Origin of the sequence: Psychrobacter sp. PSP (assembly GCF_024085615.1) — a bacterium.
Lineage (GTDB): Bacteria > Pseudomonadota > Gammaproteobacteria > Pseudomonadales > Moraxellaceae > Psychrobacter > Psychrobacter pacificensis.
Window position 1 is genome coordinate 1 of the sequence record NZ_JABLTF010000015.1, and the last position, 13,116, is coordinate 13,116.

12 protein-coding genes and 3 tRNA genes are annotated in these 13,116 nt (G+C 43.9%); 3 read left to right on the forward strand and 12 right to left on the reverse strand.

What is annotated here, in order from left to right; all coding sequences use genetic code 11:
* Nucleotides 1-172: 172 nt before the first annotated feature.
* Nucleotides 173-790, forward strand: coding sequence for an MFS transporter (locus HL061_RS03915; protein WP_355457210.1), 618 nt, complete (start codon nt 173-175; stop codon nt 788-790).
* A 116-nt stretch (nt 791-906) separates the two neighbouring features.
* Here the strand turns inward: HL061_RS03915 and HL061_RS03920 are convergent, their stop codons facing one another.
* The 4 genes from HL061_RS03920 to HL061_RS03935 form a co-directional block, all read right to left on the reverse strand.
* On the reverse strand, nt 907-2,361 hold the full coding sequence (locus tag HL061_RS03920) for a cyclopropane-fatty-acyl-phospholipid synthase family protein (protein WP_083328843.1): 1,455 nt from the start codon (nt 2,359-2,361) through the stop codon (nt 907-909).
* Nucleotides 2,362-2,443: 82 nt separating this feature from the next.
* Nucleotides 2,444-3,532, reverse strand: a complete 1,089-nt coding sequence (locus tag HL061_RS03925) for a DUF1365 family protein (protein ID WP_212564348.1) — start codon at nt 3,530-3,532, stop codon at nt 2,444-2,446.
* A 60-nt stretch (nt 3,533-3,592) separates the two neighbouring features.
* Nucleotides 3,593-5,299 (reverse strand): FAD-dependent oxidoreductase, encoded by a 1,707-nt coding sequence (locus HL061_RS03930; RefSeq protein WP_252962543.1) that lies wholly within the window; start codon nt 5,297-5,299, stop codon nt 3,593-3,595.
* A 60-nt stretch (nt 5,300-5,359) separates the two neighbouring features.
* Nucleotides 5,360-6,097 carry an SDR family NAD(P)-dependent oxidoreductase gene (locus HL061_RS03935; RefSeq protein WP_093068775.1) on the reverse strand — a complete coding sequence of 246 codons (738 nt, stop codon included), beginning with the start codon at nt 6,095-6,097 and terminating at the stop codon, nt 5,360-5,362.
* Nucleotides 6,098-6,619: 522 nt separating this feature from the next.
* On the opposite strand from HL061_RS03935, the gene HL061_RS03940 reads away from it, so the two are divergent.
* Both HL061_RS03940 and HL061_RS03945 read left to right on the forward strand, forming a co-directional pair.
* Nucleotides 6,620-7,822 carry a pyridoxal phosphate-dependent aminotransferase gene (locus tag HL061_RS03940; protein WP_071001946.1) on the forward strand — a complete coding sequence of 401 codons (1,203 nt, stop codon included), beginning with the start codon at nt 6,620-6,622 and terminating at the stop codon, nt 7,820-7,822.
* A 258-nt stretch (nt 7,823-8,080) separates the two neighbouring features.
* A tRNA-Asn gene (locus HL061_RS03945) sits at nt 8,081-8,156 on the forward strand.
* Between the two features lie 131 nt (nt 8,157-8,287).
* Here the strand turns inward: HL061_RS03945 and HL061_RS03950 are convergent.
* The 8 genes from HL061_RS03950 to HL061_RS03980 all read right to left on the reverse strand — a co-directional run bounded on the left by HL061_RS03950 (nt 8,288) and on the right by HL061_RS03980 (nt 13,098).
* The gene (locus tag HL061_RS03950; protein WP_071001947.1) at nt 8,288-9,595 is read right to left on the reverse strand and encodes an arsenic transporter; all 1,308 of its coding nucleotides are present in this window, start codon (nt 9,593-9,595) and stop codon (nt 8,288-8,290) included.
* 68 nt (nt 9,596-9,663) lie between these two features.
* Nucleotides 9,664-10,404, reverse strand: a complete 741-nt coding sequence (gene arsH / locus HL061_RS03955; protein ID WP_071003651.1) for an arsenical resistance protein ArsH — start codon at nt 10,402-10,404, stop codon at nt 9,664-9,666.
* A 19-nt stretch (nt 10,405-10,423) separates the two neighbouring features.
* Complete coding sequence (gene arsC / locus HL061_RS03960) at nt 10,424-10,831, reverse strand: arsenate reductase (glutaredoxin) (RefSeq protein WP_071001948.1); 408 nt, start codon at nt 10,829-10,831, stop codon at nt 10,424-10,426.
* A 48-nt stretch (nt 10,832-10,879) separates the two neighbouring features.
* The gene (locus tag HL061_RS03965; RefSeq protein ID WP_071001949.1) at nt 10,880-11,242 is read right to left on the reverse strand and encodes a metalloregulator ArsR/SmtB family transcription factor; all 363 of its coding nucleotides are present in this window, start codon (nt 11,240-11,242) and stop codon (nt 10,880-10,882) included.
* Nucleotides 11,243-11,464: 222 nt separating this feature from the next.
* On the reverse strand, nt 11,465-11,620 hold the full coding sequence (locus HL061_RS14025; RefSeq protein ID WP_197496725.1) for a YrhK family protein: 156 nt from the start codon (nt 11,618-11,620) through the stop codon (nt 11,465-11,467).
* A gap of 460 nt (nt 11,621-12,080) precedes the next feature.
* Nucleotides 12,081-12,157, reverse strand: a tRNA-Asp gene (locus tag HL061_RS03970).
* Between the two features lie 52 nt (nt 12,158-12,209).
* A tRNA-Val gene (locus HL061_RS03975) sits at nt 12,210-12,285 on the reverse strand.
* Nucleotides 12,286-12,612: 327 nt separating this feature from the next.
* Nucleotides 12,613-13,098, reverse strand: a complete 486-nt coding sequence (locus HL061_RS03980) for a glutathione peroxidase (RefSeq protein ID WP_071001950.1) — start codon at nt 13,096-13,098, stop codon at nt 12,613-12,615.
* Nucleotides 13,099-13,116 lie beyond the last annotated feature (18 nt).

The window sequence follows — 13,116 nt, forward strand, 5'->3', positions numbered from 1 at the left end:
GCTTAGATGTGTATAGCTCATGGTTGCAATCTCACTTTGGTCGGTGGATAAAAACTTTGATGCTAGCGCATCTAGGTCTTTTTTTCACCTTGCATTTGGTATTGCACTTCATGTGTTAATCTAAGCTTTAATTGGTAGCGCGATATTAGTACCAAAAAACCTAAAAAAATCTATCCCTGCAACCTTCAAAGAGCAATTACAAGTCATTGTAAAACCGCAATTACTACTGGTCTATTTAATGACTATTCTCGGCTATGGCGGTACGTTTACGGCATTTACCTACCTAGCACCTATCTTAGAACAACAAACCAAATTTGCGCCATCAGCCATCGGTATTATCATGCTCGTATATGGCGTGTCCGTTGCTATCGGTAATATCTGGGGCGGCAAACTTGCAGATAAACGTGGCCCTATTAGTGCGCTTAGCATTATATTTAGCGCCTTAAGCATTATTCTTTTATTATTCACCTTTACTATGCAATCCAAGATCGCTGCTGTACTCACTATTTTGGTATGGGGTGCGTTTGCCTTTGGTAATGTACCGGGCCTACAAATCTACGTGGTCAAACAAGCTGAAAAATATACACCGAACGCTGTCGATGTCGCTTCTGGATTGAACATTGCTGCATTTAATATCGGTATTGCACTGGGCTCAGTCATCGGTGGTAGCGTGGTTGAAAATATGTCACTGCAAGATACAGCTTGGATCGGTGCTGTTATCTCTTTAATGGCATTAGCGGTAACACGCTATTCAGGTCTACTTGATAAGCGTGCCCTGCAAACATCATAGAACCTTTCAATGTAAAACTTTTCAATATACAACCTCTCAACATAAGGGTCTCAAACTGTCTATACAGTATGAGACCATATAAGTGTTATGAAAAAGCCGTATCTATATCACTTAACTTATACTGTCGCTGTGTTTGCCATATCTGCGTCATTAAAGGCCGTCTCATCGTTCGAAACCGTTTCGTTTTTTAAGACCGCACTTGGTAAATCGGAAAAATGCAGCGTGTCAATATTGTTAGGCTTCACCGCAGTGACTTGAACCACACCGATGGTACGCTCCAAGAATCCCCCTTCGCAGTAACAGAAATAAAACGCCCATAGGCGGATAAAGGCATCGTCATAGCCAAGCGCCTGAATCTCTGCACGCTGTGCCATAAATGCAGCACGCCAATCACGCAGCGTGTATGCATAATCAAAGCCATAATCATGTAGTTGCTTGATGACCATGTCCGTCTGCTCAGTAAACTGTGTCGTCAGCTCTTGATTGGATAGCAGACAGCCCCCTGGAAAAATATGCGTTTGGATAAAATCGACCGAATCGATATAGTCTTGATAATTCTGATCATTAAAAGTGATGGCCTGCAATACCATAAGACCTGTCGGTTTGAGCAAGCTATTACATTTAGCAAAGAACGTCGGTAAGTACTCATGTCCCACCGCCTCAATCATCTCGATACTGACTAGCTTGTCATATTGACCTGTCAACTCGCGGTAATCTTGTTTGAGTAGCGTGATCTTATCAGACAATCCTGCCGCTTCGACTCGTCGCTTCGCTTCATCATACTGAGCATCAGAGATAGTCGTGGTGGTCACATGGCAGCCATAATGAGTAGCTGCATAAATCGCAAAACCACCCCAGCCTGTACCAATCTCAATGACACTATCATCAGCACTCAGCTGTAAACGTTGGCATATGAGCGACAGTTTGTGCTGCTGAGCATCGCTAAGCGTCACGTCAGGCGTAGGATAGACTGCCGATGAGTACATCATCGTATCATCCAAAAAACGCTGATACATATCATTGCCCAAGTCATAATGCGCTAGGATATTGGATTTAGAACCAGATTTGTCATTACTACGTAGCTGATGCTTTGCTTTCTCAAATGCTTTACTAACGCCCGCAAAACGATTTTCTAATTTATTAAGCACTTCCAAATTACGCGCCGCCAAACGGATCAGGCCCGTCAAATCATCCGTGTCCCATTCGCCATCGATATACCTGTCTGCCAAAGCGATAGAGCCACCAAGCAGCAGTTGACGATAAACCGCACTATCATGAATCTCTAACGTGACGTTTAGAGAATGTCGACCTACTGCTGAACTACTTGCTACCTGAGGAGTGACTTTGCCAAAGCTAGTTGTCTTTGCTGTTTGCTCACCAAAGGTCTCAATCAAAGTAAGACTGCCAAACTGGATATGCTGTAATGCGCGAAATATAAGCTTTCTAGCTAAATGATTCATCCCATCGCTGACGGGTTGTAGTACGGCACTTTCGTTAACCACTTTACTCATGCGAGCGGTTAATTTCTCTAATTTTGTCACTGGTGCTCGGTCGGTCGGTCGTACTGACATCGTATGGTTGTCCTTGTCTAGGTTCTTTTGTTTTGAAATTGACTATATAAAATGTGTTGCTGATTTTTGGATTTCTAGATTATCAATCGTTTAAAGTTTCGCTTTTTAAAGAGGCAGATGTTTTCTGATTACTGTCGGCTAGCTTTTCATCATAATTGATATAAGGCACCTTTTTGATCGCATAGAGTTTAAAGGCTTGCCCATAAATACGTGCTAACGAGGTCATGTTCATCAGTGGGTTTTTTCGCAAGCTATTGCGAACGGTGGTTTCTGTCAGCGGCACCCCTGATATCTTTATACCCGTTTTTAGGACCTCACCGCGCTTATCACTGATATCAATAGCGATACGAACTTGCAAGCCTGTGCTTGGCTGCTTATCTACCGTATGTTGTTGTGTACGTTTTACCGTCACCTGCCAGCGGTATAGCTGATCGATAGGATTAAAAGGTGACACATGAAAGTCCTTGTCATGACAAAACTCAGTCTCTTCTCCTTCTAACAAAAACCCATAGTAATGACGCTTGTCCCAAGGTGTATTGGATACTTCAGCCAATAAGTGCGTCGGCGTCTGCTGCTCATTAAACCCTAAGTAAAAATTGACTGGGCTAAAATACATACCCGCATTACGGCATACGAGTAATCCCACCATATCTCCTGTAGGACTGCTACCTGCATGTTTGATAAATGCTTGGCTCAGACGCTGCTCTAGCGCTTGATTAGATGGTAAGTTGATATCAATATCTTTATTGTCACTTATGTTCTCATTGTCATTTAGGCTCTCATTGTCATTTAGGCTCTCATTACTACTTAGGCTATTGAAACCCTCTAGATAATCATTAGGGCAAAATTGTTGCAGCGCTTTTGTCTTAGCTGAAAATAAAGGCAATCCCTTTGCCAATAACTTCTTTGGTAATATCTTGCTCAGGTGTGATACGCCTAAAACCTTATGCTCACCAAAAGCTGCCGTGTCTATTTCTGGAAGATCCTGTCCTGCCGCCAATGCACTGATATTGATGCCCCAATAGCGATACGGATAAACAAAATTATTCACATTAGGTAGCAACCGACTATGCCATGTCGTGCCCTCAAGCAATTGATGCGCTAATGCAGTAGTATCACAAGCTAGCTCATGACGTAACATATCATTAGTAGGTTTGGTGGACACGGTCATAGACACTCTCTTCGGTAAAGGCACATGATGATAGAAAAATTTGCAATATTGCTCGCAAGGCTATTTGGCTTTACGGCGAGCAAATAAACCACGTTTTTTATTTTGGGAACTATCATGATCCTCACTCTGTAAGCGCTCAGCATAATCAACCAGCTCCTGGTTGGTGGTCGCAGTGTTAATCTGACTCTTATCAAGGGTGCGTGCTTTTGTGTCAGCTTTTACTGGCAAGTCTTTATAACGAAACGGCGTATGTGCGCTATCCGCATTAGGCAAATACGCTGGATCAACCTCGTCTTTTATATCCATATCATGACCGAGCGCCTGACACACACGTAGACCGCTGCGTACGCCATCTTCATGAAAGCCATTAAACCAATATGCTCCGCAAAAATGCGTATGCAACCCTGTGCCAGAGATACTTGACCATTTGGTTTGCGCCTCAATCATCTTTAGATCGAACACTGGATGGCTATAATCAATGCTTTTGACGATTTGCTGATCATCGACTTCATGGTTAAGCGTAACCAAATAATTATGCTTCTTGGTCAGACGCTGCAAGATATTCATATGATACGTTAGCACGGGTTTTGCAGGTGCTTGTGTATTTACGCTAGCTTGATTCTTGTCTGTCACATTGTCTGAAGTCTTTCTATCAATAAGGTAGTTCCAGCTTGCCCATGCCAGTGGCTTCTTGGGTAAGACGCTCGTATCGGTATGCAATATCGCCGTGTTTTCGGTGAAGCGGAAGTGACTCAGCACCTCAGTTTCAGTGGTACTGGCATCTGTTAGAATCTTCAGTGCGGTGTCTGCATGACAGGCAAAAACAACCTCGTCAAATACAAGGTTCTCGATGTTGTTAGCATTACCTTTGTTCTGAACCGTCAACAGCACTTTCTCACCATCACGTGTCACAGACTGTACTGGACTATTGACTCGCACTTTGCCACCCGCTTTGATAAAGCGTGGAATCAGTTTATTAACGTATAGTTTTGAGCCGCCTTTAATCGTGAACCACTGCGGACGATTGACCACATCGAGCAAGCCATGATTGTCAAAAAATTGCGCAAAAAACACCAGTGGGAAATCTTGCACCTCATCCAGACTGGTTGACCAAATGGCAGATACCATGGGCAGTAGATAGTTATCAGTAAACAGCTGACCATAGTTTTTTTGTGCTAGATAACCACCGAGTGTCTGCTCAGTAAATCCGCTAATGTCTTGCCCCGCAGCACGCGCACTATCATACTCTTGACGGAGCTGCTTAATGTGTTTATTAAACTGCAAGATATCTTTGATAAACTGCCAGAACTTTGGATTGAGTACGTTTTTGCGCTGCGATAATAAGGTGTTGAGCGTATGCCCATTGTATTCAAAACGACGTGCGGTATTTTTGACCGAAAAGCTCATATCCGTCGCCTGAAATGGCACTTGCAGATCGTGGAGCAAACGGAAGAAATTGGGATAAGTACGCTCATTAAAAACAATAAAACCGGTATCTATGGCGCTACTCTCTACGTTACTAGTCTTTGCTTTTTTGCCGTCCTGTAGTGCCACATCAATGGTATTTACATGCCCGCCGATATAATCATTGGCCTCAAAAACGGTCACCTCATGTTGCGCGCCTAAGTAATGCGCACAGGTCAGTCCTGACACACCCGAGCCAATAATGGCGATACGTTTTTGCGCTGCCTGATGGTCAGCATTTTTGGCATCATTGCTGTCCGTAGTTTTTTGGTTATTTGCACGCTTGAAACGAATAAACGGCATAAAAGCATTCCCTGTTATATTTTTGCGGTTGTTATCGTGGATGATCTGCTTATCAGTAAGTTATTTCTTATTGAGTTTCTCACTCACTTGCTGCCAGACCAAATCAGGCAATGTGCCCAATGCTTTTAGTGGCATCGTTAATTTTTTGGGGAACTCAATAACCTCGTGCCCGCTTTCTATGCCATCACGGATGGCTTGACTGGCCTGCTTTGGCGTCTGGATAAACGGCATAGGAAAATCATTTTGCTCAGTCATTGGCGTTTCAACAAAACCCGGTACGACCAAGCTCACCGACACATCGTGTGGTGCGAGGCTAATCTGTAATGTTTTCATCAGATAATGGATAGCAGCTTTTGAGCTACCATAAGCTTCAGCACGGGCAAACGGCACGTAAGCAGACGCTGAACCGATACCGACTAGTCGACCTTTAGACGCAATGAGCTTTGGCAATACGCCTTCGATGGCATGAGACAACGTACCCATATTGACTGACATCACTTTCATAAATACCTCGCTATCGAAGTTTGGCATATCTAAATACTCACACATGCCAGCACCGCAAATCGCCAAATCAATGGTGTCGACCTTTTCAAACGCTGCAATGACTTTTTCACGATCCATCAGGTCCAAATCAATCGTCTCTGCGCCGAGCGATTTTAGCTCAGCCAGCGCCTCGTCATCACGGCCGACAGCATACACGGTATGGCCCTCTAGCAGATAATCCTTGGTCAATTGATTGCCAATACCAGAGGTCGCACCAGTAATAAGAATGTGTTGTTTTTCAGCAGAATCTGTCATCGTGAATATCCTTTTTAAATGTTCTTATAATATGAAAAGCGTATCGCTCAACAAAGAGCTGAATAGAGCTGTTTTTAAATTCGGATGCAAGCTTTCATCTGAGCGTATTTGTGCTCTGTTATATGGCTTGTTTTTATTAACCTATACGCCATCTTATTTAACAAACCTAAATAGTTATAGTAGTCGGCTATAGGTTTATTGTTGTGTCTTCGCAATTGCCACAACGAAACCATCTTATCTTTGCTGTGGTCTTCATATTTATACAGTGAGTCATGCTAAAAGACAGTCTGCAATGTTTTGTTATCGGGGTAATAAGACAGCGCTATATCAGCATGCTACAATATTAAAATAGCCGCGCAGACATGGATGAGCGTCTCATTTATGATCGAATTGTGGCTATCTTCACGATAAAATGAGGTGATTGTCTAAACTGCCTGATATCTTGTCCTGATAGTGATAAAAGCGTTATATAATTAATATCGATTTTTACCAATCCCACTTCCATATAAAAAAGGATCTCTCATGAGCGAGTTGCAACTGTCTGACCGCGTCAATAGCATCAAACCCTCTCCTACGCTAGCGATTACCAATAAAGCAAAAGAACTAAAAGCAGCTGGCAAAGACATTATCGGTTTGGGTGCAGGCGAGCCTGATTTTGATACCCCTGACCACATCAAAAAAGCAGCAATCGATGCCATCAATAATGGCTTCACCAAATATACTGCTGTTGATGGTACGCCAGAGCTAAAAACCGCCATCATAGAGAAATTCAAGCGTGACAATGACATCAGCTACGAGCCAAACGAAATCCTAGTATCGGTCGGTGGTAAGCAGTCATTCTTTAACCTTGCCCAAGCGTTTATCAATCCTGGCGACGAAGTCATCATCCCAGCACCATACTGGGTGAGCTATCCTGATATGGTTATCATCGCAGAAGGCGTACCAGTCATCGTAAAATGCCCCGCTGAGCAAGATTTCAAAATCACCGCTGAGCAGCTAGAAGACGCCATCACTGAAAAAACCAAACTGTTGGTATTGAACAGCCCTTCTAACCCGACTGGTATGATTTATACCTTGGATGAGCTAAAAGCCATCGCTGAAGTATTGAAAAAGCATCCACACGTGTATGTGGCATCAGACGACATGTACGAGCACATCCGCTGGACGGGTGATAAGTTCTACAATATCCTCAATGCCGCGCCTGAGCTAAAAGACCGTGCCATTATCCTAAACGGTGTGTCTAAAGCCTATGCGATGACAGGCTGGCGTATTGGCTATGCTGGTGGCCCTGCCAAACTCATCGGCGCGATGAAAAAAGTACAGTCACAGTCTACTTCATGCCCAACCTCCATCAGCCAAGTGGCTGCAGAAGCAGCCATCAGTGGCGATCAGAGCGTACTTGAGCCAATGGTAGCGGCATTTGAGAAGCGCTGCGACCTAGTCGTTAATGGTCTAAACGCCATCAAAGGGATCACTTGCTTGCGCCCTGACGGTGCGTTCTACGTGTATCCTGAAATCAAGCCACTCATCAAAGCCGCTGGCCTATCATCATGTACTGAGTTTTCAGCATGGTTACTAGAAAAAGTCGGTGTCGCGGTCGTACCTGGTGATGCTTTCGGTCTTGGTGGCTATATGCGTATCTCTTACGCGACTGATGAAGCCACATTGCAAGATGCCTTGTCACGTATCGAAAAAGCCATTGCTGACTTGGACGTTGCCGAATAAGTCACAAAGCATCGTTAGCCTTACAAGTGCTTTAACAAAAAAGACGCCGCGTCGTTTCTATGCGGCGTCTTTTTTATGGTTGTTTTTGCTATTTATCCGTAAAAGCCCTCTCCCTCATCATTAAAGTGATATTTTTTACGAGTTATGAAAAAAAACGCTTGACGTATTTTTTATCTTTGCTAGAATACGCCCCACTTAGCAAGAACTCGTTAGAGACTTCTAAGGCTCGTTGTAAGCGATTAGTTACTTACAACCTATTCTCCAATAGCTCAGTTGGTAGAGCAACGGACTGTTAATCCGTGTGTCCCTGGTTCGAGCCCAGGTTGGAGAGCCACATTTTAGTAGTAAACCTTTTGAGTCACTATAGATTCAATTATGGCATTTGCCAAAACCCCCATCAGTTTGATGGGGGTTTTTTTATGGCTTGTATTTGAAAGCAACTCTGCACTGACTCTACTGTCTTAATTAGCTTGGCAGCATAGGCAGCCAAACAACCAAGGCCAAAAGCGTCACTAGTAACACAGGAGGCGTAATCAGCAGGCCTATTTTTATATATTGTCCCCAGCTAATTTTGTAGTTTTTTTCTGCCAATACATGCAACCATAATAACGTCGCAAGACTGCCAATCGGTGTAAACTTAGGGCCCAAATCGTTGCCGATTACATTGGCATAAATCATCAGTTCTCGCGTCGCAGCGGGCACTTGCGCCTGATCAATCGCGAGCGCACCGACCAAAGTCGCTGGCATATTATTCATGATAGACGCGACAATGGCAGATAAAAACCCAGTCCCTACTGTGGCAATGACTGCGCCCTGCCCTCCTAGCCAGTTAAGCACGCGCGCGCCATAGGCGGTAAGACCTGCATTGCCCAAGCCATACACCACCAAATACATACCAATCGAAAACAGGACGATTTGCCAAGGAGCTTTGCGTACGACATCACTGACAGAAATCACCGCGCCGCGTCCGCCTTGCCACAAACGACCAGCGATGGCCATTAGCAACAATGCGATAGCGCCAGTGACAAGTGAAATAGGTAACCCTAGCGGCTCGGTCGCAAAATAAGCAACCAGTAGCAAACCCAACAATGGAAAAGCGGCGCGAAAGACCAATGGATCGGTAATAGCGGATGCAGGGGCACTTAGATTATCGACTGGATAGTGCTTAGGAATATGACGGGCATAGACCATCCACAATACCAGTAGCGTCGCCAATACGGACACAATATTCACGGGCACCATAACTGCCGCATAACGCCCAAAACCAATATCAAAATAATTGGCGCTAACGATATTAACTAAATTTGAGGTGACCAAGGGCAGACTTGCTGTATCAGCGATAAAACCCGTCGCGATGATAAAAGCTAAAGCGGAAGGTGGTGCAAAATTTAGGCGCAGCAAGATCGCAATCACAATGGGCGTCAGTAATAGCGCCGCCCCATCATTGGCAAAAAACGCAGAAATAAACGCACCCAATATAACAATCATCGGAAACAGCAGTCGCCCTTGCCCATTGCCAAGGCGTGCCACATGCAGCGCTGCCCAACCAAAAAATCCTGCTCTATCCAAGATAAGCGAGATGATGATCAGCGCCACAAAAGTAAAGGTCGCATCCCAAACAATATCCCACACGATACCGACATCTGATAGCTGCACGACGCCAAGCGCTAACGCGACCAAGGCGCCGCCCATCGCACTCCAACCGATACCCAACCCTTTCGGTTGCCATATGACCAGCACCAGAGTGACAACAAAAATAGCGAACGCAAGCATGGCACAGCCTTACTTAGATAATAATATTAATGTGATTGTATTGGGGTGACAGTCTTAGCGTATCCGTATCAAAGCGACTTTTGATTGACGCGGTTCGATACTTCTTCAGCGCTCTCGACGCGTTCTGAATAGCGATCGGTAAGATACGCTGAGCGTCCGCGGGTAAGCCAAGTAAATTTCACCAACTCTTCGCAGACATCGACAAGACGCAGATATAACGGCGACATATCCATACGATTGTTATCGTTAAATTCTAAAAAGGCTTTGGGTATAGAGGACTGATTAGGGATAGTGATCATCCGCATCCAACGTCCAAGAATACGCATCTGATTGACCGTATTAAAGCTTTGACTGCCGCCACTGACTTGCATTAGTGCTAAGGTTTTACCCTGTGTTGGACGCACGCCACCCAAAGACAGCGGAATCCAATCGATTTGCGCTTTCATGATACTGGTGATACTGCCATGACGCTCTGGACTCACCCACAGCATCCCTTCTGACCACTGCGCCAACTCGCGCAATTCTTGCACTTTGGGATGATCTGAATCTACATCGTCAGGCAGTGGCAAGCCTGATGGGTCAAACATCCGCACCTCACAACCATACCAGCGTAACAGTCGGCTCGACTCTTCCGCGGCCAATCTAGAGAATGAGCGCGCGCGGACAGAGCCGTACAACACCAATATTTTGGGCGCATGACGTGGGTCATTGGGCGCGATTAACGACTCAATATCGATGGGTTGAATATTGTCGACATCGATATTGGGTAAATCGTCAAAGCTAGAATTTGCTGAAGCAGTAGACTCCATTATTGATGCTGGTTCGGCCTTAGTGTTTGCCATGATAAATGACCTCTCCATCTTCTTTTGTGAAGCTACTGACAGGGTTTGCTAGCAGTTCAAACACGCGCTCTGAAGGACGACATAAGGCCGCACCTTTATCAGTCACCACGATCGGACGATTGATCAAAATAGGATGCGCGATCATGGCATCGATGATGTGATCATCAGAGAGCTCAGGATTGTCTAGGCCAAGCTCATCATTAATCGCCTCTTTGCTTCTTAGCAACTCTCTTGGAGAGATTTGCATTTGGGCTAATAACTCAACTAAGCGTGCTCGTGTTGGTGGGTTTTTTAGATATTCCACCACTTCTGGCGTCTCTCCTGATGCTTTCATAATGGCAAGTGTGTTGCGAGAGGTTCCACAATTAGGGTTATGAAAAATTAAAGGTTTCATCGTCATCTTACCTATTTTATCAGTATGTTTATTGAATCGATTATTGGTTTAATGATTATCTTGCTCAGCAGATTCACTTACCCTGCAGCCACTTAAACTGTCGATGAGTGAGGCACACAATTCTGGATGGCCTGCACAGCAGTCTTGTAGTAAAAACTGAATGACGCTATCCATATGTGAGAGCGACGCCCGATAGATAATTTGCCGACTCTGTCGCTGTGAGACCACCCACCCTGCTCGTGCCAGCACTGCTAGATGCGCCGACATGGTATTGTGCGGCACAGAGAGCTGACGGGCTATTTCACCCGCAGGGAGTCCTTCAGGCTCGTGGCTGACCAACAACCTAAAAGCCTTTAGACGAGTGTCTTGAGAAAGTGCTGCAAAGCTTGCAGTAGCAGTAGTTATTTCCATATGTCCAATTATATAGACATATGGAAATAATTCAATGATTTTTGGATGAAATTTTTTCTTTTGGAAGTATCAAAGAACACTCACCATCGTTCAATGAACCAAACTACTTCTAGCACTAATAGCTATTATCCTTAGGAGTAATACTGGATAAATTGATTGTATTTGTATTTATAGTTACAGCTTATGGGTTATAACAAGCGCGGTATTACCTAACGCTATAACTTACCGCTGATTTGATAGGTTGTATACTCGACCGACATGAATCAAGCTGATCAGCTTGATCAGTGGCTTTATAAGTAGCTGTGCACTACCAAGAATAAACAGCCACGTCCCATCTGTGGTGAGCGACTCTTTTAAAAAGAAAGACCTACCAATCAAAAACTAAATAGCGATAAGTAAATCATTGACTGCGCCCAACGCATCGTAACGTCGCTGTATCACAATATGATCTTGTCCAACCCCTAAATCTAGCTTTTTACTATCACTCAAAATGCATCCCTTATATATCTATATTTATTAGGCAAACAGATATATCAGGCTGCAAATGCCGCTGTCAACAGAAGGCGCTGTAAGGCGTACGAAAATAAAGAGATTAATACCTGCTATGGCTTATTTATCCAATAATTTTAAGACTAATTTTTACTTATATTACATATTACTGAAAATAGTGGCAAAAAGGATTTTCGATTGATGATCGTGCTATCGTGGGTGGCTCATCTGCAATATACCAAAATATGATGACATTAAGCAAAAACACCTAAACACAAAAAAACCCCAAGTAAACTAATACTTGAGGCGAAACTTGCTTAAACTTTACAGTCTAAATTCGTTTTAAATATGGCGCAGCGGACGGGACTCGAACCCGCGACCCCCGGCGTGACAGGCCGGTATTCTAACCAACTGAACTACCGCTGCTTAGGTCGTCTTAGCTTCTTGCTCTTATTTAAAGAGCCCACTTGCTAAAAAGTGGTGGGTGATGACGGATTCGAACCGCCGACATTCTGCGTGTAAGGCAGACGCTCTACCAACTGAGCTAATCACCCTGAGAACCGTTAAAAAATTGCACTGCAATTTTAGGTTCGCAAGAGAAAATTCCTTAAAGGGAATTTTCTGAAGCTTTTAAAGCAATCAAGCTTTTCAACTTCTAAAGCTATCATCAGCTGTCACACTCAATGTTAACTTAATCAGCTGGGCTTATCTAAGTAAGTCCTCTTGCTGTGGGTGTGTATTATATAGATTTACACTTGGCTGTCAAACGCTATTTTTCAATTTTTTAAATATTTTTCAATTTTATATCGAAATTTTTAGCAAGCATATGTTTTTATTGATTTTATATTTTCATAAAAAATCATTTTTTTTAGACTCGATACTTACTTATTGGTTAATGCTTGCTCAATGTCTTTTTTGATGGCATCTGGCTTGGTCGTTGGCGCATAACGATCGATGACCTGCCCTTTGCTATCGATTAAAAACTTGGTGAAATTCCATTTGATGCCATCTGTCAGTAGGCCACCTTTTTGGTCTTTAAGCCAGTCATAGATAGGATGAGCGTCTGCACCATTGACATCAATTTTCGCCATCATAGGAAAGCTGACACCATAGTTTTTTTGACAAAACGCGCCGATCTCGTCATTGCTACCGGGATCTTGGCTGCCAAATTGATTACAAGGAAAGCCGATAACGACTAGCCCTTGATCTTTGTATTGTTGATATAACGATTCTAACCCTTCGAACTGCGGAGTGAATCCACATTTGCTTGCCGTATTAACGATTAGCAATACTTTATCTTTATACTCAGAAAACGCTTGCGAGCTGCCGTCCATACGCTCAGCGGTGAAGTCATAAATAGTACTCATCATCTATCCTTAAATTGA

Bases quoted from the DNA above. Each gene is read 5' to 3' on its own strand.
- HL061_RS03925 (WP_212564348.1), bottom strand. From the start codon at position 3,532: ATGACCGTGTCCACCAAACCTACTAATGATATGTTACGTCATGAGCTA.
- HL061_RS03940 (WP_071001946.1), top strand. From the start codon at position 6,620: ATGAGCGAGTTGCAACTGTCTGACCGCGTCAATAGCATCAAACCCTCT.
- arsC (WP_071001948.1), bottom strand. From the start codon at position 10,831: ATGAAACCTTTAATTTTTCATAACCCTAATTGTGGAACCTCTCGCAAC.
- HL061_RS03965 (WP_071001949.1), bottom strand. From the start codon at position 11,242: ATGGAAATAACTACTGCTACTGCAAGCTTTGCAGCACTTTCTCAAGAC.
- HL061_RS03920 (WP_083328843.1), bottom strand. From the start codon at position 2,361: ATGTCAGTACGACCGACCGACCGAGCACCAGTGACAAAATTAGAGAAA.
- HL061_RS03935 (WP_093068775.1), bottom strand. From the start codon at position 6,097: ATGACAGATTCTGCTGAAAAACAACACATTCTTATTACTGGTGCGACC.
- arsH (WP_071003651.1), bottom strand. From the start codon at position 10,404: ATGGAGTCTACTGCTTCAGCAAATTCTAGCTTTGACGATTTACCCAAT.
- HL061_RS03950 (WP_071001947.1), bottom strand. From the start codon at position 9,595: ATGCTTGCGTTCGCTATTTTTGTTGTCACTCTGGTGCTGGTCATATGG.
- HL061_RS03980 (WP_071001950.1), bottom strand. From the start codon at position 13,098: ATGAGTACTATTTATGACTTCACCGCTGAGCGTATGGACGGCAGCTCG.
- HL061_RS03930 (WP_252962543.1), bottom strand. From the start codon at position 5,299: ATGCCGTTTATTCGTTTCAAGCGTGCAAATAACCAAAAAACTACGGAC.